This is a genomic window from Methylobacterium sp. WCS2018Hpa-22, from assembly GCF_031843785.1.
Taxonomy (GTDB): domain Bacteria; phylum Pseudomonadota; class Alphaproteobacteria; order Rhizobiales; family Beijerinckiaceae; genus Methylobacterium.
In genome coordinates, this window is the sequence record NZ_JAVTJA010000026.1 from 1 (window position 1) to 21,765 (window position 21,765).

The window sequence follows — 21,765 nt, forward strand, 5'->3', positions numbered from 1 at the left end:
CCTCCCCACAAGCTCGACGGATCTCGGGCAGGCCCGAGATCCGCTGGGGAGGAGGTCAGAGCCGTGCATCTCGCGCGATCTGCGAACGGTGGGGCCGGGCTCTCAGCGGGCGCCGGCAAATTGCTTGATCACCGCGAGCGGGGCGGCGGGGGCCGGCCACAGGACGAGGCGGTAATGGTCCTCGCCGTCCAGGCGGTCGTCGGTGAGGGTGGTAAGGCCGCCGAAACAGGCGCGGACGCGGTAGGTGCCGGGGGCCACGGACAGGATGTCGATGGACCCGCCCGTGCATTCGTGGATTTCGAGCCGGCCCGAGGGCAGGTCGAGGCTCGCCTCCACCACGTGGTCCCAGAGGTCGAGGGCCTCGTCGGGCGGCCCGTCGAGGATGTCGAGCTCCACCGGCACGGACATGTTGCGCTCGGGCTGGATGACCACGAGGAACGGCGCCGTCTTGACCCTCAGCTGGAGGTCCTCTTCGGTGTAATCCAGCGCCGCGTCGGGCATCTCGCCGTGATCCCAGAGATAGAACTGGTGATAGTCGGCGAAAATCTCGTAGCGCTTCTGCATGGCATCGCTCCCGCTGGCGCGACCGGAATAGGACGTCCGGCCGGTTTTCGCGATGACCCCGTCCGATGGCGGTGCGAAGGCCGGTCGCGTGGCGGTTGGCCCCGCTTCATTCCGCCGGGGCGAGGGGCCGGGACCGGTCTTTCCCCGTGAGGCCGAAGAAGCCGACCGCCGAGGCCACGATGACGCCGCCGCAGGCCGCCGCGATCCCGAGCACGAGCCCGAACCCGCCCCTCTCGTGCAGCAGGGCGATCAGCGGCACCGCGAACCCGCTCACGGTGAAACCGAGGAAATAGCGCACGCTGTAGGCCCGCGCGCGGTAGAGCGGCGGCACGTAGCGAGCCACCATCGCGTCGTTGATCACCACCTGCCCGTAGAGCGCGGCCATGGTCAGGACGAGCCCGGCGAGGAGCGGGACGCCGCTGCTCAGGGCGGCGATCCCGAGGCCCAGCGGCTGCAGCACCGACAAGCCGAGAAACAACGCCGGCAGGCTGTAACGGTCGATCAGTCGCCCCATGAGGAGCTGGGTCAGGGCCCCGACCATGAAGACCAGGGTGGCCACGGAGCCGATCAGCGCGAGGGGCAACCCCTCGCCGACGCGCTCGTCCACCACCTTCGGCAGGGCGATGGTGGTGATGTTGAAGGTCATCCCGCCGGCCACGATGGCGCAGGCGAAAACCACGAGCAGGGGGATAGGGCGGGACACCGCGAGGACTGCCTTGCCCCCTTCCTTGCCCTGCGCGCCCTCGCCGTCGCCGGGGACCATGGCCAGAAACGCAGTCCCGCAGGCGAGGCAGACCAGCCCCGGCACCACGAAGGCCGCCTGCCAGCCGAACCCCGTCGCCAGCAGAGCCGTGACACCCGAGGCCGTCGCGGCGCCGACATTGCCCCAGACGCCGTTGACGCCGAGGTCCCGCCCGAGGCGGCGCGAGTGGGAGACCAGCATGGTCGAGCCGACCGGGTGATAGATCGCCGAGGCCAGCCCGAGCACGCAGAGCCACAGGGCGAAGGCCGTCGGGCTGGCGGCGCTCGCAACCCCGAGGCACGACAGGCCGTAGCCGAAGAAGAACACCGCCAGGAGGTTTCGCCGTCCGAACCGGTCGGCGAGCCAGCCCATCGGCAGCGCGCAGAGGCCGAAGGCCACGAAGGCCCCGGTGGCGAGCGCGATGAGCTCCCCATAGGAAAGCCCGGTCTGCGCCGCGATGGCGATCACGGCCGTCGGGTAGATCAGCAGCACGAAGTGATCGAGGGCATGCGCCACGTTGACGAAGCGCAGGGTGCGGCGGGACAGGGTTTCGGCGTCCATCGATAGAGGATCTCCGCAGGCAGGCCCCGCTCTAGCTGACCCGTTGAACGCTGTCGGGCCGAAGGTGTACGCGATCGGGCCAAGGCAAACGATGCCAAGGCAAACCGCGGCGACGGGGAAACCATGCGCTCCATCAGGGCCGAGGATTATCAGGACGTGCCGCGCGCCGTCGCGGTGATGCCCAAGACCTTCGTGGCCGGCAGCCGCACGGAGCGGCACTCCCACAAGCGGGCGCAGCTGCTCTACGCCACCGCCGGATTGATGATGGCGACCGCCGAGGACGGGACCTGGGTGGTGCCGGAGGGCCATGCCCTGTGGATCCCTCCGCGCCTCCCCCACGCGGTGGTCATGCATGGCGACGTCGCCATGTGCTCGGCCTATCTGGCCGTCGAGGCCATCGCCGGCTTCTCCGAACGGGCGCGCGTCATCGAAGTCTCGCCCCTCCTCGCCGCCGCCCTGGTCGCCCTGACAGGCGAGCCCGTTCTGTATGACGAGACGGGTCGCGGCGGGCATCTGGCCGCCCTGGTGCTCGACGAGACGAGACACGCCCCCGAAACCCGGTTGACCCTGCCCTTGCCGCAGGATGCCCGCCTCCGGCGGATCTGCCTCGGGTTGATCGACGATCCCGCCTTGGCGCTCGGTCTCGACGCCTGGGCCGACCGGGCCGGCGTGAGCCGCCGGACCCTGACGCGCGGGTTTCGCCGGGAAACGGGCCTCAGCTTCGGGCAGTGGCGCGCGAGGGCCAGGATCGTGCGGGCCCTGGCCCTCGCGGCCGATGGCCGGGCGGCACGCCACGTCGCCGCCTCGGTCGGCTATCGGAGCCTCCAGGCCCTGAGGGGCAGGACCCAAGCGTTGATCGGACAGGAGGGGGACACCCGGCCGGGCTCGGCCACCGTCGCTCCGCCGGATTGAAGAGCGTCGTCCGTCCCGGCAGGATCGGTCATGCCCCGAGCCCGAGGAGCCCGCAGAATGGGTCGACATCCGCGACCTCCCCAGCGCCGTCTCGGACCCGTTCGGGGCCGATCGCGATGCTGATGCGTCTGCTCGCCCTGTCGCTGGCGATATCCTCGCCCGCCTGCGCCTTCGACGAACTCCTGGTCCGGCCGCCGACGAGTCTGGCGGACGAGTGCGTGAACGGCCTCGTCGAGCATCGAACAGGCCAGTGGAAGCGGCGGGACCGGCCGCTCACCTCCGGGGCGTTCGGGAGCGTCGAGGAGATCGTGCGGGACGTCGACCCGCCGGCCCTGCGCACCCTGGCGGAGCGCGGGTGCAGCCGGCACTTTCGGCATCTCTTCCTCTCCTGCACACGGGTCGATTGGTCCGAAAATGCTAGTCCCGCCCTCCGGCCCATGGGCGTTTCGGCCGAAACGGAGGCGGAGATGATGCGGGTCATGCGCGGATGCCTCGCCGACCTGAAGCAGGCGGGCGTGCCGCCGGTGAGGAAGCGATGAGCGCGCAGCCGGACGGCTGGAAGCGCCTGCCGTTCGGTAAGCGGGACGAGGCTATCGGGAGGTCGTGGTCCCCGACGATCCGGGTGGACATTTCCGGTCGGTCGTTCTCCGTCTATCCATCGGGCGCGATGAGGAACGCGACGCGGCGGTTCCGCTGCCGTCCGGCGGGGTCGTCGCGACCATCGGGATTGGCGTTGGGCGCGACCGGCATGGTCTCGCCCTTGCCCGCCGCCGACAGGCGCCCGGCGGCGATGCCGCGCCCCACCAGCCAAGCGCGGACGGAGACCGCCCGGCGCTCCGACAGGGCCCGGTTGTAGGCGTCCGCGCCCATGGCGTCGGTGTGGCCGGTGATGGCCATACGGGCCTTCGGCATGGCCGCGAGAACCTCTGAGAGCCGGACCAGGGCCGGGCGGGCTTCGGCGCGGATCACGGACTTGTCGAAGTCGAACAGGACATCGCTCGGCAGCTCCACCAGGATGGCCGCGCCCTCCCGCCGGGCGCCGAGGGCGGAGAGGTTGGCCTCCGTCTTCAGACGCGCCTCGGACGTCATGCCCTTCGCCCCGAAGGAGGAAGCGCCGCCCGAACTAGCCGCAGCGCTCGGTTGGGGCTTCTCCTCCCAATGCGAGGCGGGGAGGCCGATCTCGGCGAACCGGGAGGGAGCGTCGCCGATCGCGGCCCCGCCCGCCGTCACGGTGTAGCTCGACGCATGTCCCTCCGGAGCGAGCCCGGGCAGTGCCAGGATCGCCGCCAAAAGCACTGCCCCTCTCACGGGGTCAGAGCCAGCGGAACGGTGATGCCAGGCGCGTTGATGTCGTCGCCGGACCGGCCGGGGTTGAAGACCAGCGTCAGCCGGCTCGCGTCGGAGGGCAGGGCGCCGGGGAAAACGAGATCGCCCTCCATGGTCCGGCCGTTGAGAACGCGCATCCACTTGTTGTCGGCGATCTGGCGCAGGTGGAGACGCTGTTCCGCCCCGTCGCCCCAGGCGAGGTAGGCATTCTGCCGGTCGTTCATGTTGACGAAGGTCGTCTTGTGGCTGTCGAAACTCGCCAGCAGGCGGACCGTCGTGGCGTCCTCACCCAAAGTGACGGTTTTCACCTGTACGGTCAGGCCCACCGGCGCGCTGACCTGCCCTCCGGCGATCGTCACCGTCCGGTCCGCGGCAAGTGCCGCGACGGGCAGCAGGGTCATCAACGCGAGGGCAGTTAGTCTTGAGACCAAAGCGGCGTTCCTTTCGAACGGAGAGACGCGGGCTTACGGTCAAGCATATAGAGAAGTCGGCCCCCGCCGGAAGATGCGGGTGCCGCCAAAGCGGGGCGGGACCGGAGCCACGCCTCGTCCGCAAGTTTAAGGGGGAGGTGATCCGTCAGCCTCCCGCCGCTCCCGCTCAAGGGGATTCCCTCACACGATGCCGCTGGCTTCGAAGGGCCACGGCTTGCCGAGCCGTTCAGCCACTTTCGCCGGATCGTGGCCGACCTCCTCCACGGCCGCCTCCACCTCCTCGCTCGGGGTCTGGAAATAGCGGGCCCAATAGGCCTTGTCCCGGGGCTCCTTCAGCGACACCGTGGTGGGCGCCTCGGGCGTGGATCCATCTATGCTCATCGGGCGGCTTCCTCAGCTTCGGTGCCGGGCCGGTCGCTCGGATCGTCCGGCGTTTCCTGAACGATCCCGCTCACGGTATCCTTCGGGCCGGTCGCGGCGCTGTTCTGTTCCGGCTTGCCGGAACCGCCGCCGCGCGACCGGTCGGAGGTGGATTCGGTCAGCGTCTCGGTCGGTTCGGGCGGTTTCGTCGTCTCGGACATGCGTCGCTCCCTGATCTGACGGGGCAACGCCTGAAGCGCGGTACGGGTTCGGGCCGGCCTCAATCGAGGTAGCTCAGGGCCATCCCCGTCCGGGGGTGGGGGAACACTCCCATACGCACCCCGTAGATCGCCTCCAGCCCCTCAGGCGTCACGATCTCGGCCGGGGTGCCGCGCGCGATGAGGCGTCCGCCATGGAGCGCGATGAGGTCGTCACAGGTGCGGGCCGCCATGTTCACGTCGTGCAGGACCACGATGACGGTGAGGCCCCGCTCCTGGGACAGGTGACGCACGAGAGAGAGCACCTCGATCTGGTGGGCGATGTCGAGGGCGGCGATGGGCTCGTCGAGAAGCAGGCAGCGGGCATTCTGCGCCACCAGCATGGCGAGCCAGACGCGCTGACGCTCGCCGCCGGAGAGGCTGTCCACCATGCGCTCGGCGAAGGGGGTCACCTTGGTGAGCCGCATCGCCTCGGCGATGGCGTCCCGGTCGGTCGAGCCCAGTCGGCCCAACGCCCCGTGCCAGGGATAGCGGCCCATGGCGACGAGCTCCTTGACCAGCATGCCGGGCGCCTGCGGTGTCGCCTGCGGCAGGTAGGCGACCTCGCGGGCGAAGGCGCGGTCCCCCAGACTCTCGATCGATGCGCCCTTGAACAGGAGACGGCCACCGCTCGGGGCCTGCTGGCGGGCCAGAAGCTTGATCAGGGTCGACTTGCCCGAGCCGTTATGGCCGATGAGGCCGATGACCCGGCCGGTGGGGATAACGAGGCTCAGTGGGTGCAGCAGCACGCGTCCCGGAACGGAAAACGTGACCCCGTCGAGGCTGTAGTCCGCATCGTCCGGACTCGGCTCGCGTCTCGCTCCCGCATCGGCTCGGCTCAAGGACATCGTTCGCCCGTTCGACGCTGCAACGCCGCCATGATGGTGGGATCGAGGGCCGCGTCAGGCCCGCGCACCGGCCCTCTGCCGGTCGGCGAGGAGCGATTGGGCGATCTCATGCCCCCGCATGACCAGGATGGACAAGAGGGTATCGCTCAGACCGTGGGTCGGCTCGCTGAAACCCTGGACGTAGATGGCGGGCTCGAAGCCGGGCCGGGTGGCGAGGCGGTAGTCGCGTCCGATGGCGCCGTCGGTGAGATGCGGCGTGAGGGCCGGCATCATGGTCTCCAGACGGTCGCGGCGGTACCCCGTGGCGAGAATCACGGTGTCGTAGAATTCCCGCGTCGTGAGGCCGGTGGCGGCGTCCAGGGTTTCGAGGACGATCTCGCCGGCCTGCTCCGAGGCCCCGACCACGGTGGTCCTCGGTCGTAGGGCATGGCGATGCTCGCCGCTGACCTTCTGCTGGTAGAGGAGATCGAAGATCCGCGTCAGCAGGTCGGTGTCGATCACCGAGTAATTGGTGCCGCGGAACTCGTCGATGATGGCCCGGCGATGGGCCTCGGGCTGGCCATAGACGAAGTCGGTGAAGTCCGGGTTGAAGATCTCGTTGACGAAAGGGCTGTCATCGGCGGGCTTCAGCGCCTGGCCGCGGAAGATCATGGCGATGTCCGCGTCGGGGATACGACTCTGCAGGTCGAGGAACAGCTCCGCCGCCGTCTGGCCCGCGCCGATGACGGCGATGCGCGGCCGGCGCGTGGAAGCCTCCGGCAGGGGAACACCGTCGATCCGCGACAGGTAGCGCGAGGAGTGGAACACCCGGGCGCTGCTCTGCAACTCCTCGAAGACCGGCAGGATGCGCGGCTCGCCCCCGGTGGCGAGGATGACGGCGCGGGTACGCCGCCTCTGCTCGCGGCCATCGGCCTTGCGCGAATGGACCAGCAGGTGGCGGATGGTATCGCCGCGTCCCTCCGGCTCGATGGCCAGCACCGTATCGCCGTAATCGCAGCGATCGGCGAAATGCCCCGCGACCCAGCGCAGATAGTCGTTGAACTCGATCCGGCTCGGGAAGAACGACTTGCGGTTGATGTAGTCGATCAGCCGGCCGTGGACATGCAGGTAGTTGATGAAGGTGTAGGGACTCGTCGGATCGCGCAGGGTGACGAGGTCCTTCAGGAAGGAGATCTGCATCCCGCTATCGGGCAGAAGCATCCCGCCATGCCAGACAAACTCGTCCTGGCGCTCCAGAAAGCGCACGCGCGGTTGGCGGCCCTGCTGCCGTCCCGCCTCGTCGAGGGCGATGGCGAGCGCCAGGTTCGACGGGCCGAAGCCGACGCCGACCGCGTCGTAGGCCGGTGCTTCGTCGTCGTCCCAGCGCCCGCCCTGCGAACCCCGGAAGGTGTCGCGCAGGGAATATGAGGTGTCCGAGGGGTCGTAGGATTCCGTCATCACCGAACCTCCATTCCTGCGCCGAGATGTCCGCGCCGAGCGGACCTCACGATCCGCCGGCAACTGTCAGGCTAAGGGACGTTCGGGCGGGGGAGGGATTTAGGAGCCGCCGCGAAAATAGTTGCGCCGCCGCTTAAATTTCGGCCGTCCGCCACCGTCTTGGGCTTCGACACCGGCCCATTCGCGGAGCACGACGCCATGGCTATCGACGACAGCGAAGCGACGTTCCTCGTCGTGATCAACGGGGAGGAGCAATACTCGGTCTGGCCCGCCCACCGCGCCGTCCCGGCCGGGTGGCGTGCCACCGGCTTCTCCGGGCCACGAGCCTCGTGCCTCGCCCATATCGAGACGGTCTGGACCGACATGCGGCCGCTCAGCCTGCGCCGCGCCCTCGACGGCGACGCCAGAGCCTGAGCGTTCCGCCCCCCGTTCCGATGACACTTCCAGGACATCCGATGATCGACGGTCTTCCGCGCGCGCCGCTGGCGGTCCCGCCCGCATCAGACCTCGTCAGCCACCTGCGCTGGCTCGCGGGGAACCACGGCACCGTACCGGCCCTGCATTTCCTCGACGATCCCCGGTCGGGGGAGATCACCGTCACCTATGCGGAGCTCGCCGGGCGCGCGCGGGCAATCGCCGCCCGGCTGCGGCGATCGGCGAGCCCCGGCGATCGGGTCTGCCTGCTACTCGATACCGGCCTCGACTATGTCGCCGGCTTCTTCGGCTGCCTCTATGCCGGCCTCATCGCCGTCCCGGTCTTCCCGCCGGAGCCGCGCCGGGCGCAACATCAGGCCCGGATCGCCGCCATCATCGGTGATTCCGAGCCCGCAATCGTCCTCGTCCATCGCGGCGACGCGGATTCCGTTCGCGACCTGCTCGCCGAATCGGGCCAGCCAGGGGCGGTCCTTCCGGTGGAGGACATCACCCTGAACGATCTCGCCACGGCCGAGGGCGCCGACTGGCTCACCACCGCGCCGGCACCGGAGGCGGTGGCCTTCCTGCAATACACGTCGGGCTCGACGGCGGTGCCGAAGGGCGTGGTCGTGAGCCACGGCAATCTCATCGCCAACGAACACCTGATCCGGGTCGGGTTCGATCTCCGCCCCGACGACGTCATGGTGAGCTGGCTGCCACTCTACCATGACATGGGGCTGATCGGCGGCATGCTGCAGCCGATCTACGCGGGTATCCTGGGCGTCCTCATGTCGCCCAAGCATTTCCTCGGACGACCGGCACGCTGGCTGGAGGCCATCCACCGCTTTCGGGGGACGGTGAGCGGCGGACCCGATTTCGCGTTCCGCCTATGCCAGGACAGGGTCGACGACGAGACGGCGGCGCGTCTCGACCTGTCGAGCTGGCAGATCGCCTTCTCCGGGTCGGAGATGGTCCGCGCCTCCACCATGGCCGAGTTCGCAGAACGCTTCGCGCCCGCCGGCTTCGATCCCCGTGCGCTGAGGCCGTCCTACGGTCTGGCGGAGGCGACGCTCTTCCTCACCGCGGGCCAGCGGGGCGAGGGTATGCGCAGTCTTGACCTCGACCCGGCCATTCTCGCGGAAGGCCGCGCCGTGGCGGCAGAGGAGGGCACTCGGCTGGTCGATTGCGGTTTCGCGCAGCCCGACCATCCGATTCATATCGCCGGACCTGACGGGTCCTGCCTGCCGGATGGGGCGATCGGCGAGGTCGTGGCATCCGGCCCAAGCCTCGCCCAGGGCTATTGGCGCAACCAGGACGCCACCGATGCCGCCTTCGTCGAGCGGGACGGTATCCGGAGCCTCAGGACGGGAGACCTCGGCTTCCTGCATGGGGGCCGGCTGTTTCTCGTCGGGCGCGAGAAGGATCTCATCATCCTGCGCGGTCAGAACGTCTACCCGCAAGATGTGGAGCGGGTCGTCGAGCGGAATGTCGACATCCTGCGCCAGGGACGCATCGCCGCCTTCGCCATCGAGCGGGATGGGCGTGAAGGCATCGGCGTCGCGGTGGAGGTCTCGCGCACCGTCCAGAAGCTCACCGCGCCCGAGGCGCTGGCCGCCCTGGTGTCCGAGGCGGTCGCCGATGCCTTCCTCGAGACCGCGCGTGTCGTCGTTCTCCTCAATCCAGGCGGCCTGCCGCGCACATCCAGCGGGAAGATCCAGCGGGGCGCCGCGCGGCGCGGGTGGCAGGCAGGCTCCCTCGACGCCTATGCGGTGGTGGAGGATGGCCGCCGAGTCGACGGAGAGGAGGCACCGAACCCCCGCCCCGATACAACCATGACCGGGTTGGAGTTGCGCCTCGCCGCGATCTGGTCCGCGCTTCTCGACCGCAGCGACGTGACCCGCGACAGCCACTTCTTCGCCCTCGGCGGCAACTCGATCGCGGCCATACGGATGCTCGCCGAGCTTCGCACCGCGCTCGGCGTCGCAGTTCCCCCACAGGTTCTGTTCGCTCATCCCCGGCTCGGGGCGTTCGCCGGCGCGGTGGAAGCCGAAATCGCGGCGGGCCGGAAAGCCCTCCTGATCAAGCCCGCCTCGCGGGAGGTAGCGCTTCCCTTGTCCCTGGCGCAGGAGCGGCTGTGGTTCGAGGCCGAGTTCGGCGACGACGAAACTCATCATATCGCAGGCGGTATTCATCTGCGCGGCTCCCTCGACCGCGATGCCCTGACGCGCAGCCTCGATGCCCTCACGGCGCGCCACGACGCCTTCCGGACGCGGCTCTCTCGCAGACCCGATGGTCGCGGAGAACAAAGGATAGAAGCCGGCTACAAGATAGATTTAGCCGACTTCGATCTCTCGACGATCCCTCTACAATCCCGCGAAAAGCGCTTCGCCGAACTCTGTCGCGAGGAGGCCGATCGGCCCTTCGCGCGATGCGGCGGCCCCCTGGCGCGCTTCACCCTGGTCCAGCTCGACGAGACGCATCACGTCCTCCTCATCACCTTGCATCACATCGTGGCCGACGGATGGTCCATGACGGTGATCCTGCGTGAATGGCCGGCCCTGTACGCGGCGGAGGTCGAAGGACGATCGGCCGATCTGGTCGCCCTCGCGATCCAACCGGCCGATATCGCGTCCTGGCAGAGGGGAGAGGCTCAGGCCGAAGCGATGGACGCCGATCTGTCTTGGTGGCGTGACCGCCTCGGCGACGCGGAACCCGCCCTGTCCCTTACCGACCGTCGCAGGCCCGCCGGGCAGCCAGACCGCGTCTGCCGGCACGGCTTCGCGATCGCTGACGGCCTGACCCGCCAAGTCACGGCCCTCGCGGCGGAAACCGGCACGTCGCCCTTCGCGATCCTGCTCAGCGCCTTCGCGCTGTTCCTTCACCGCTACGGCGAAGCACGGCACCTGCGCATCGCGATGCCGGTAGCGGGTCGCCATCTGCCGGGCGTCGAGAATCTCGTCGGCGTCTTCGTGAATACGCTGGTGCTGCCGGTGACCATCGATCCGGTCCTGCCGGGTCGCGAGGTCGTGAGCCGAACCTGGGCCTCGCTCACCGATGCCCTGGCACATCAGGACCTGCCCTTCGAGCGTCTGGTGGAAGCCCTTCAGCCGAAGCGTGTTCCAGGTCGCGCACCGCTCGCCCGCGTCATGATCAGTCAGCAGCCGGCGGCTTTGGGCGCTTTCGGTACGGCCGGCGGCCTCACGCTGGAAGCGTTCGGCCAGGATACCGGCACGCCCGCCTACGATCTCGTCTTGGAAGTGGCGGAGAAAGCCGGCAGCCTGTCCGCGACCTTCGCCTATTCCGAGGCCCTGTTCGGTGCCGACACCGTCTCTCGGTTCGAGGACGGCTATCTCGCCCTCCTCGACGGCCTCACCGGTAGCCCGGCCGAGCGTGTTGATGCGTTGCCCTTGGTTCCGTTCGAGGCCCTGTCGGATCTGTCGGCGCCCTACGCGGATGGGATGCCGCTGTCGGAGGGGCTGGTGCCGGAACTCATCGGCGAGGCGGCCTTCGCCGCGCCCGACGCCCCGGCGGTGGTCTGCGGGCCACGCACCACCACGTTCGGCGAACTCGACCGGGCGGCCAACCGTCTCGCCCACCGGTTGATCCGTGAGGGAATCGGTCCCGAGACCGTGGTCGCCGTCGCCCTGCCGCGCGGGCCCGACCAGATCGCCGCCTTCCTCGCCATCCTCCGGGCCGGGGGCGCCTTCCTGCCCCTCGATCCGGCCCAGCCGACGGCCCGCCTCGCCGCCCTCATCGAGGATGCCGGCGCCCGCCTGCTGCTGGCCCAAGACGGCGCCCTCGACGGGCTGGGCCGAGCCGGTCCGGGCGGCCTCGCACGGCTCGACCCGTCGAACCTCGACCTCGCCTCCGAGCCGGAGTCCGCGCCGTCCCGCACGGCCCATCCGGGCCAGCTCGCCTACGTCATCTACACCTCGGGCTCGACCGGCCGGCCCAAGGGCGTCGCCGTGGCCCACGGCTCCCTGGCCCGACACGTGCGCGCCACCGGGGCGGTCTACGGCACGGGCCCGGAGACCCGCGAGCTCCATGTCCTGTCGATGAGCTTCGATGGGGCGCAGGAGCGCTGGATGGTGCCGCTGGCCTTCGGCGGCTGCGTCGTGCTCAAGCCCGACGGATTATGGACCCCGCGCGAGGCGCTGGACGCCATGGAGCGTCACGGCGTCACCCATGCGGGCTTCCCCACCGCCTACATGCACCAGCTCGCGCTGGAGGCCGCCAGCGGCCCGCGCCCGAGCCGGCGCTCGTACAGTTTCGGCGGCGAGGCGCTGTCGCGGGAGAGCTTCGCCCTGATCGGCCGGGCGCTCGACCCGACCCTGCTGATCAACGGCTACGGCCCGACCGAGACGGTGATCTCGCCGCTGGTCTGGCGGGCCCGGGCCGGCGACGCGGTGGAGGGGGCCTACGCGCCGATCGGCCGGGCGGTGGGGGATCGCCGGGCCTACATCCTCGACGCGGCCTTGCAGCCCGTGCCGGTGGGCGTCACCGGGGAACTGCATCTCGGCGGTGACGCTCTGGCGCGGGGCTATCTCGGCCAGGCCGGGCAGACGGCGGACCGGTTCATCCCCGATCCGTTCCCGGACCTGTCGGGTCGGGAAGGCGGCCGGCTCTACCGCACCGGGGATCTGGCGCGCTGGCGGGCGGACGGGACGGTGGAGTATCTCGGCCGGGCCGATGCGCAGGTGAAGCTGCGCGGGTTCCGGATCGAACTCGGCGAGGTCGAGGCGGCGCTGCTGGCGCAGGAGATCGTGGCCGGCGCGGCGGCGGGCCTGCGTCAGGGTCCGGCGGGTCCGATGCTGGTGGCCTACGTCGTCACTGCGGCCGGGGCGGAGTTCGACCCCGCGGCACTCCGGGCGGAGCTCGCCCGGCGGCTGCCGGACTACATGGTGCCGAGCCGGATCGTGGCGCTGGATCGGTTGCCGCTGACGCCCAACGGCAAGCTCGACCGCGCGGCCCTGCCGGAGCCCGCGCCGCTGACGGAGGCGATGAGCGGCCCCTCGCGTCCGCTCACCGCCACCGAGACCGTGGTGGCCGAGATCTGGGCCAAGGCGCTGGGCCTCCCCGCCATCCCGCCCGACCGGAACTTCTTCGAGGCGGGCGGCGATTCCATCCTCAGCCTTCAGATCGTCGCCCGCCTGCGCGAAGCGGGTTTTGCCGCGACGCCGCGCCAAATCTTCGAGCATCAGACGGTGGCGGCGCTCGCCCGCGTCATCGCGCCGGTGGAGGGGCCAGCGGCCACGATCCGCGTGCCGGAAGGCCCTGCCCCCCTCACGCCGATCCAGCATTGGTTCTTCGAGCAACCGATGCCGAAGCGCGACCACTGGAACCAGTCCGTCGAGCTGGATGCCCGCGTGACTCTCGATGCCGACCGTCTCGGAGAGGCGCTGACGGCCCTCGTCGCCCATCACGAGGCGTTGCGCTACGCCTTCGGTCGTGACGCGGAAGGCGCGTGGTTTCAGGAGCCGGTCTCGTCGGCCCGCCTCGCCGGTCCGCTCTCGGTGGTCGAAGTAGAGAGCGATGACGAGGCGCGGACCTGCTTCCTCGCCGCCGAGCGCAGCCTCAACCTCGCGGATGGGCGCGTCTTCGCCGCTGTGCTGGCAAACCTTCCCGGCGGACGCCAGCGCCTGCTGCTCACTGCCCATCACCTCGTCGTGGATGCCGTCTCCTGGCGCATCCTCGTCTCGGACCTCGACCTGCTCTACCGAGGCGATGCGGACCTCGCGCCCGTGACGCCGTTCCGGTCGTGGGCCCATCGCCTGCGCGACCATGCGGCGGAGATCGGGACGGAGACCGAGGCGTGGATCAGCGCGCTCTCAGGCTCGACCGCCCGGCTTCCCGTCGACCATCCCGATGCTCCGCGCGATCAGCGTCACGCACGAGCGACTCATCTGGTCCTCGATTCTTCTGTCGTGGCCGGCCTCGATCGCCTGCGCAAAGCCTATCGGATGCGCCTCGACGAGGTGCTTCTGTCGGGCTTGGCACGGGCCCTCGCCGCTTGGACGAAGCATCCCACGCTCGGCGTGACGCTCGAACGCCATGGGCGGGACGGCGACGCGGCGGATCTTCCCCTCGACCGGACTGTCGGCTGGTTCACCACCCTGGTGCCGGTCGGCCTGACGGTTTCGGGCGACATCGCGCGTGATCTGAAGGCGACGAAAGAAACCCTGCGTCGGCTTCCCGGCGACGGCACGGACTTCTCGCTCCTGCGCTATCTCGGGTCACGGACCGAACGTGAGCGCCTGTCCGCGCTGCCATGGCCGGAGGTGACCTTCAATCACCTCGGCACCGTCGCCGATATCGATGCGGGCTCCCTGTTCTCTCTCGACACCGAGGCGATGCGGCTGTCGGCAGATCCCGCCGCTCCGCTGGGCTCCGAACTCGTGGTCGACAGCTACCAGGGCAAGGGAGCGATCACCCTGCGCCTCGGCTATGGCGGGGACCGTTTCGACGGTCCGACCATCGAACGACTGATCGACCTCCTCAGGCTCGCATTCGATGCCCTCGCTGTGCATGGCCATGACGAGGCCGCCGGCGGCGCGACCCCATCGGATTTCGCCCTCGCCGCCCTGACCCAGGACGAACTGGACGGCTTCGGCCTCGATTGGCGGACGATCGAGGACCTCTACCCGCTGACCCCGACACAGGGCGGGATCCTGTTCCACGCGCTCGCCGCTCCGGGGGCCGGTCTCTACGTCAATCAACTCAGCGTCACCCTGGGCGGCCTCGATCCCGAGCGCTTCGCGACGGCGTGGCGGGCGAGCGTGGCGCGCCATCCCATCCTGCGCACCAGCTTCCACTGGACGGACGAATTCGACGCTCCCTTGCAGGTCGTCCATGCCTCTGCGGACCTGACGGTCACGCGCCTCGATCGGCCGGACGCGACCGAGACGGACCTCGCCGTGATCGCCGAGGCCGAGCGAGCCCAAGGCTTCGACCTGTCCCGGCCGCCGCTGATGCGCCTCCTCATCGTCGATCTCGGCCGGGGACGGCACCGGCTGATCTGGACCTGCCATCATCTCCTCCTCGACGGATGGAGCAATGCCCGCCTGATCTCCGAGGTGCTCCGCGACTATGCGGGCGAGACGATCGCGCCGCCGTCCCGCCTGTTCCGCGACCATCTCGCCCGGCTCTCGACACGCGACCGCGGCGGCGACGAGCGGTTCTGGCGTGACGCCCTGGCCCCGCTGGACGCACCTAGCCTCATCGCCCCGGCTCTGTCCGGCGTGGCAGGGGCGGGCGGCCACGTCGCCATCGATACGGTCTTGGGCGAAGCCCGCGCCGACCGTTTGCAGGCCTTCGCCCGGCGTGAGCAGGTGACCCTGAACACGGTGTTCGAAGCCGCATGGGCGCTCACCCTGGGCCGGTTCACCGGACGCAAGAGCGTGGCGTTCGGAATCACCGGGTCGGGCCGTCCCCCGGACGATGGCGGGATGCACGAGGTGCTCGGCCTGTTCATCAACACGGTGCCGCGCTGCGTCGAACTTGGCGGACGGCGTCCGGTCTCGGACTGGCTGCGCCGGCTCCAGGGCGAGGCCGCGGCCCTGCGAGACCACGATCTCGCTTCCCTCGCCGACATCCAGGCCTGGGCCGGGCGGAGCGGACAGCCGCTCTTCGACAGCCTGCTCGTCGTCGAGAATTATCCTCTCGACGCCGTCGTCCGCGAGCGCAGCCTCGGCGGACTGGAATTCGGTCCGGTGACGACGCTGGAGGCCACCGACGTCCCCCTGACCCTGTCGCTTCTTCTCGACGGCGCGCCGCGCCTCAACTGGAGCGTGGATCAGGCCCGGATTTCCCCGGCCGATATCCACCGTCTCGATGCGCAGCTGCTGCACATCCTCGACACCGTCATGGATGCGGCTGGCGCGCCCGTGGATACGCTCTCCCTCGTCCTGCCGGAGGAGATCGAGCAGGCCCGACGCCGGGCCGCCGACAGCCGCACGGCCCCGGTCGAACCCGCCATCCATCTGCGGATCGCGGAACACGCCACGGTGCGCCCGGACGCGGTGGCCGTCACCTTCGAGGGCGAGCGGGCGACCTATGCGGAGATCGAGACCAGAGCGACGCGTCTTGCCCGGCGTCTTGTCTGTGAAGGCGTGCGCCCCGGTGATCTCGTGGGGCTCTGCGCAGAGCGCTCGATCTCCCTCATCGTCGGGATCCTGGCGATCCTGAAGAGCGGAGCCGGGTATGTTCCCCTCGATCCGAGCTATCCGGCCGAGCGTATCGGCTTCATGCTCGCCGATTCCGGCGCCCGGCACGTGTTCACCACCATGGGCCTTGCCGCGAGCCTGCCCGAGGGCGGCCCTCGGCCGATCCTCCTCGACGAAGCGGCGGCGACCGAGGACGGAGACACCCCCTTGCCGCCGGCGCCTCATCCCGATCAGCCGGCCTATGTGATCTACACGTCAGGCTCCACCGGACAGCCGAAGGGCGTCGTCGTCACCCATGCCAACGCTGCGCGCCTGCTGACCACCACGCAGGCTGATTTCGGCTTTGGCCAGGACGATGTCTGGACCCTATTCCATGCCTACGGGTTCGACTTCTCGGTCTGGGAAATCTTTGGGGCGCTCTGCCATGGGGGGCGCCTCGTCGTGGTGCCGCGTGAGGTGACGCGAGCGGCGGATGCGTTCCTCGATCTCCTCGTCCACGAGGGCGTCACGGTGCTGAACCAGACCCCCTCCGCCTTCCGGCCGCTGATGCAGGCGGCCGTCGCCCGGCCGCAGGGATTGGCCCTGCGCCACGTCGTGTTCGGCGGAGAGGCCCTCGACGTCGCCGGGCTGAAGCCCTGGTTCGATCGGTTCGGCGATGCGGCGCCGCGTCTCGTGAACATGTACGGCATCACCGAGACGACGGTTCACGTGACCTACCGACCTCTCGCCGCCGGCGACGCGCAGAGGGCGGACAGCCCCATCGGCGAGGCGTTGCCCGACCTCACCCTGCACCTCCTCGACGATTCCCTCGATCCCGTTCCCGACGGGGTGACGGGCGAGATCCATGTGGGCGGTGCCGGCTTGGCCCAGGGCTATCTCGGGCGCGCCGCGCTGACGGCCGAGCGCTTCGTGCCGGATCCGTTCGGCCCTCCGGGCGGGCGGCTCTATCGCAGCGGCGATCTCGCTCTTCGCCGACCGGACGGCACCCTCGCCTATCTCGGGCGGGCCGACGGACAGGTGAAGCTGCGCGGTTTCCGGATCGAGACGGGCGAGATCGCCGCCGCTCTGCGGGCGCAGGACGGTATCGCCGATGCCGCGATCGTGCTTCGCGAGACGGCGGGGGACAAGCAGCTGGTCGCCTATGTCACCGGCACACCGGTGGACGAGGCGAGCTTGCGTGAAGCCCTACTTCGCCGACTACCGAGCCATATGGTCCCGGCCCATATCGTGTCTGTACCGTCCTTGCCCCTCACGCCGAACGGCAAGCTCGACCTTCACGCATTGCCCGCGCCCCTGCCCCTCTCGCGAGCCTCGGCCGAGCCGGAGGGGGCGATGGAGGTCGCCCTCGCGGAGATCTGGCGCGAGGTGCTGGAGGTGGACGCGATTGGCCGCGACGACGATTTCTTCGGCCTCGGCGGCCATTCCCTCACCGCCGCACAGCTCGCCATGCGGGTGAAGCAGCGCCTCGGCGTCACCGTACCGATCCGCGCCCTGTTCGAAGCGCCGACCCTGCGCGGCTATGCCCTCGCGGTGACGTCGAACGAGACGGCGGGCGACGGACGGGACGAGGCGGACGACCTGTCCGACATGGACGCCCTCCTCGCCGATCTGGAGGCCTGAATGACCGCCCACCCCGCCGACCAAGCCACACCCCAGGCGACCGATCTCAGCCGCCGCTTCGGCCGGCTTCCCGCCGACAAGCGCCGAATCTTCCTCGACGCCCTGGCCTCGCGGGGCATCGATTTCGCCCGGTTGCCGATCGTTGCGCGGGAGGAGGATGCCGGCCCCGAGAGGGTCGCGCCCCTGTCCTATGCGCAGGAGCGGCTGTGGCTCATCGGGCGGATGGGAGGCGACGCCGCCCTGCTCCATATCGCGGGCGGGCTCGACCTCGTCGGGCCGCTCGATGGCGATGCCCTGGCGCGAGCCTTCGAAGCCCTCGTCGCCCGGCATCCGGCCCTGAGGACGGGGTTCCGTGCCGGCGAGAGCGACGGGGTCGAGGCCATTACCCTGGCCGTAGTCGCGGCGAACCTGCGGCAAGTCTCGCTCGAGACGTCGGATCGCGATACCGCGGAGGAACGCCTCGCCTCACTGTCCCGCGAGGAGGCCAGGCGCCCGTTCGATCTGGCGGCACCGCCCCTGTTCAGAGCCGTGCTGGTTCGTATGGAGCCCGAGCGCCACGTCCTCCTCCTGACGATGCACCACCTCGTCTCGGACGGTCGCTCGGTGGAAATCCTGCTCGCCGAGCTGATGCACGTCTACGCGGCGGGCGAGGCCGCCGGTCTGCCCGCGCTGCCCATCGCCTATGCCGATTACGCGCGCTGGCAGCGCGATTGGCTGGAGGCGGGCGAGCTCGACCGCCAGCTCTCCTGGTGGCGCGAGCGCCTCGGGGCCACCGAGACCGTGATCCCGCTGCCCACTGACCGGCCCCGCCCGGCGGTTCAGAGTTTCCGGGGAGCGGCGGTGGATTTCACCCTCGATGCCGATGTGGCGACCGGGCTCGAAGCCCTGGCGCGGCAGGCCGGCGCAACCAGTGCCATGGTCCTCCTCGCCATCCTGTCCCTGGTCCTCCGGCGCTATACCGGCGAGGCGGACCTGCGCATCGGCATCCCGGTGGCCAATCGAAACCGGCCGGAGACGGAAGGGCTCGTCGGCCTCTTCGTCAACACCCTGGCGATCCGGGTCACCGTCGATCCCGGCGCGAGCGTCCTCGACCATGTGAGGGCCGTGCGCGACGCCATGGTGGATGCTCAAGGGCACCAGGACCTACCCTTCGAGCGTCTGGTCGAAGCGCTTCAGACCCGTCGGACCGTGAGCCATACCCCCGTCGTCCAGGTGATGCACAGCCACCGCGTCGAGGGGCCGGGACGGTTCGAAATCGGCGACCTGACGGTCTCGCCCTTCGGACGCGGGACCGGCAACGTCCAGTTCGATCTCGTGCTGGAAACGGTGACGGAAGCCCGCGGGGCGCTGCGCGGATCGTTCGGTTACGCCCGCGACCTGTTCCAGCGGGACACCATGGAGCGGATGCGAGACGGGTTCCTCACCCTTCTGCGCGGAGCGGTGGAGGAGCCCGGCCGCCGTGTTGACGCATTGCCTCTAGTTCCGTTCGTAGTCCTGTCGGATCTGTCGGCGCCCTACGCGGATGGGATGCCGCTGTCGGAGGGGCTGGTGCCGGAACTCATCGGCGAGGCGGCCCTCGCCGATCCCGACGCGCCAGCGGTGGTCTGCGGGCCGCGCACCACCACGTTCGGCGAGCTCGACCGGGCGGCCAACCGTCTCGCCCACCGGTTGATCCGTGAGGGAATCGGCCCCGAGACCGTGGTCGCCGTCGCCCTGCCGCGCGGGCCCGACCAGATCGCCGCCTTCCTCGCCATCCTCCGGGCGGGTGGCGCCTTCCTGCCCCTCGATCCGGTCCAGCCGACGGCGCGCCTCGCCGCCCTCGTCGAGGATGCCGGCGCCCGCCTGCTGCTGGCCCGAGGCAGCACCCTCGACGGGCTGAGCCGAGCCGGTCCGGGCGGCCTCGCGCGGCTCGACCCGTCCAGCCTCGACCTCGCCTCCGAGCCGGAGACCGCGCCACCGCGAATCGCTCATCCGGACCAGCTCGCCTACGTCATCTACACGTCGGGCTCGACGGGCCGGCCCAAGGGCGTCGCCGTGGCGCACGGTCCCCTGGCCCGGCACGTGCGCGCCACCGGTGCGGTCTACGGCACGAACCGGCAGACCCGCGAGCTCCACGTCCTGTCGATGAGCTTCGACGGGGCGCAGGAGCGCTGGATGGTGCCGCTGGCCTTCGGCGGCTGCGTCGTGCTCAAGCCGGACGGATTATGGACCCCGCGCGAGGCGCTGGACGCCATGGAGCGTCACGGCGTGACCCATGCAGGCTTCCCCACCGCCTACATGCACCAGCTCGCGCTGGAGGCCGCCAGCGGCCCGCGCCCGAGCCGGCGCTCGTACAGCTTCGGCGGCGAGGCGCTGTCGCGGGAGAGCTTCGGACTGATCGGCCGGGCGCTCGACCCGACCTTGCTGATCAACGGCTATGGCCCGACCGAGACGGTGATCTCGCCGCTGGTCTGGCGGGCCCGGGCCGGCGACGCGGTGGAGGGGGCCTACGCGCCGATCGGCCGGGCGGTGGGGGATCGCCGGGCCTACATCCTCGACGCGGCGTTGCAGCCGGTGCCGGTGGGCGTCACCGGGGAACTGCATCTCGGCGGTGACGCTCTGGCGCGGGGCTATCTCGGCCAGGCCGGGCAGACGGCGGACCGGTTCATCCCCGACCCGTTCCCGGAGCTGTCGGGTCGGGAAGGCGGCCGACTCTACCGCACCGGGGATCTGGCGCGCTGGCGGGCGGACGGGACGGTGGAGTATCTCGGCCGGGCCGATGCGCAGGTGAAGCTGCGCGGGTTCCGGATCGAACTCGGCGAGGTCGAGGCGGCTCTGCTGGCGCAGGAGATCGTGGCCGGCGCGGCGGCGGGCCTGCGCCAGGGCCCGGCGGGTCCGATGCTGGTGGCCTACGTTGTCACTGCGGCCGGGGCGGAGTTCGACCCTACGGCACTTCGGGCGGAGCTCGCCCGACGCTTGCCGGACTACATGGTCCCGAGCCGGATCGTGGCGCTGGATCGGTTACCGCTGACGCCCAACGGCAAGCTCGACCGCGCGGCCCTGCCGGAGCCCGCTCCGCTGGCGGAGGGGCTAAGCGGCCCCTCGCGCCCGCTCACCCCCACCGAGACCGTGGTGGCCGAGATCTGGGCCAAGGCGCTCGGCCTCCCCGCCATCCCCCCCGACCGGAACTTCTTCGAGGCGGGGGCGAATTCGCTCACCGCCCTGCGCGTGCTCACCGCCCTCGGCGCGGCCTTCCCGGAGCGCAGCCCCACCATCGCCGACATCTTCAACAACCAGAGCGTCGAGACCCTGGCCGCCGCGCTCACCGCCGATGCGGTCGGCACCGCGCAGGTGGTGCGCCTGCGGGCGACGGGTGACCGGCCGATGCTCTACTGCTTCCCCGGCCTGATGGTGAACACCCGCGAATACGCGCCCCTGGTCCGCCGCCTCGGGCCGGACCAGCCGGTCACCGGCTTCGTCTGCTACTCCCTCACCGACGCGCGCAAGAGCGTGGTCTCGGTGGAGGACATCGCCGCGCGCTACGCGGAAATCATCGAGAAGGAGAGCGCCGGACGCCCCTGCACCATGCTCGGCTGGTCCTGGGGCGGCGTCCTCGCCTACGAGGCGGCGCGGATGCTGGGCTCGCGCATCGATCTCTCCTTCGTCGGCATGCTCGACGTCTGCGACATCGATGTGAGCTTTGCCGTCGGCGCCCTGCCGGTGCTGACGCCGGAGCATCGCCGCCACCTTCAGGAGACCGTCGCGTCCTGGCTGGAGCGCTCGCCGATGAGGGCCGATTGGGAGGACCTGTTCCGGCGCATGGACCCGGAACTCCACGAGCAGTTCCTCGCCTATGTGGCGGCCGCCCCCGATCCGCTACCCCTCGACGGGCCGGGCGTCGGCAGCAAGGAATACGAACTCTGGACCTTCGTCGACAACACGCTGCTGTACCGCCGCTACCGGGCGGACAAATTCGATTGCCCGATCCGGGTCTGGCTTGCCGGCCGCTCGGTGGAGCGTGGCCTCAACCATGTGGATTGGGGGCGCTACTCCAACCGGGTGGAACAGGTGACCGTGATCCCCGACGTCACCCACCGGGAGATCGTGGATTCCACGATGTTCCACGACAGTTTCGCGGCCTCGCTGTGAGGG

Annotated in this window: 13 protein-coding genes; 5 read left to right on the forward strand and 8 right to left on the reverse strand. The window is 70.2% G+C overall.

The features are described from left to right. Positions 1-102: 102 nt before the first annotated feature. Together RQI43_RS23275 and RQI43_RS23280 are read right to left on the reverse strand one after the other, a co-directional pair. Complete coding sequence (locus tag RQI43_RS23275) at positions 103-564, reverse strand: hypothetical protein (protein ID WP_311276742.1); 462 nt, start codon at positions 562-564, stop codon at positions 103-105. 106 nt (positions 565-670) lie between these two features. Beyond that, positions 671-1,867: an MFS transporter gene (locus RQI43_RS23280; RefSeq protein WP_311276743.1), complete on the reverse strand. Its 1,197-nt coding sequence runs from the start codon at positions 1,865-1,867 to the stop codon at positions 671-673. A 123-nt stretch (positions 1,868-1,990) separates the two neighbouring features. On the opposite strand from RQI43_RS23280, the gene RQI43_RS23285 reads away from it, so the two are divergent. Together RQI43_RS23285 and RQI43_RS23290 are read left to right on the forward strand one after the other, a co-directional pair. After that, a complete protein-coding gene (locus RQI43_RS23285; protein WP_311276744.1) occupies positions 1,991-2,779 on the forward strand; it encodes a helix-turn-helix transcriptional regulator in 789 nt (262 codons plus the stop codon). Positions 2,780-2,895: 116 nt separating this feature from the next. Then, positions 2,896-3,318 (forward strand): hypothetical protein, encoded by a 423-nt coding sequence (locus tag RQI43_RS23290; RefSeq protein WP_207410847.1) that lies wholly within the window; start codon positions 2,896-2,898, stop codon positions 3,316-3,318. A 112-nt stretch (positions 3,319-3,430) separates the two neighbouring features. Here the strand turns inward: RQI43_RS23290 and RQI43_RS23295 are convergent, their stop codons facing one another. The 6 genes from RQI43_RS23295 to RQI43_RS23320 all read right to left on the reverse strand — a co-directional run bounded on the left by RQI43_RS23295 (position 3,431) and on the right by RQI43_RS23320 (position 7,438). Then, positions 3,431-4,075, reverse strand: coding sequence for an OmpA family protein (locus RQI43_RS23295; RefSeq protein ID WP_311276745.1), 645 nt, complete (start codon positions 4,073-4,075; stop codon positions 3,431-3,433). 8 nt (positions 4,076-4,083) lie between these two features. Then, positions 4,084-4,506 (reverse strand): hypothetical protein, encoded by a 423-nt coding sequence (locus tag RQI43_RS23300; RefSeq protein WP_311276746.1) that lies wholly within the window; start codon positions 4,504-4,506, stop codon positions 4,084-4,086. A 210-nt stretch (positions 4,507-4,716) separates the two neighbouring features. Further along, positions 4,717-4,917 (reverse strand): DUF3606 domain-containing protein, encoded by a 201-nt coding sequence (locus RQI43_RS23305; RefSeq protein ID WP_056426727.1) that lies wholly within the window; start codon positions 4,915-4,917, stop codon positions 4,717-4,719. After that, complete coding sequence (locus RQI43_RS23310; protein ID WP_056426724.1) at positions 4,914-5,117, reverse strand: hypothetical protein; 204 nt, start codon at positions 5,115-5,117, stop codon at positions 4,914-4,916. Before RQI43_RS23310 ends, RQI43_RS23305 begins: the two co-directional genes overlap by 4 nt. Before the next feature lie 59 nt (positions 5,118-5,176). Further along, positions 5,177-6,001: an ATP-binding cassette domain-containing protein gene (locus tag RQI43_RS23315; protein WP_056454506.1), complete on the reverse strand. Its 825-nt coding sequence runs from the start codon at positions 5,999-6,001 to the stop codon at positions 5,177-5,179. A 54-nt stretch (positions 6,002-6,055) separates the two neighbouring features. Beyond that, positions 6,056-7,438, reverse strand: coding sequence for a lysine N(6)-hydroxylase/L-ornithine N(5)-oxygenase family protein (locus RQI43_RS23320; RefSeq protein ID WP_056426716.1), 1,383 nt, complete (start codon positions 7,436-7,438; stop codon positions 6,056-6,058). Positions 7,439-7,636: 198 nt separating this feature from the next. On the opposite strand from RQI43_RS23320, the gene RQI43_RS23325 reads away from it, so the two are divergent. From RQI43_RS23325 to RQI43_RS23335, 3 genes are read left to right on the forward strand one after another with little or no spacing between them, the layout of a single operon-like run. Then, complete coding sequence (locus RQI43_RS23325; protein WP_056426712.1) at positions 7,637-7,852, forward strand: MbtH family NRPS accessory protein; 216 nt, start codon at positions 7,637-7,639, stop codon at positions 7,850-7,852. Positions 7,853-7,893: 41 nt separating this feature from the next. Then, a complete protein-coding gene (locus tag RQI43_RS23330) occupies positions 7,894-17,634 on the forward strand; it encodes a non-ribosomal peptide synthetase (protein WP_311276747.1) in 9,741 nt (3,246 codons plus the stop codon). Further along, positions 17,635-21,762, forward strand: coding sequence for an amino acid adenylation domain-containing protein (locus RQI43_RS23335; RefSeq protein ID WP_311276748.1), 4,128 nt, complete (start codon positions 17,635-17,637; stop codon positions 21,760-21,762). Positions 21,763-21,765 lie beyond the last annotated feature (3 nt).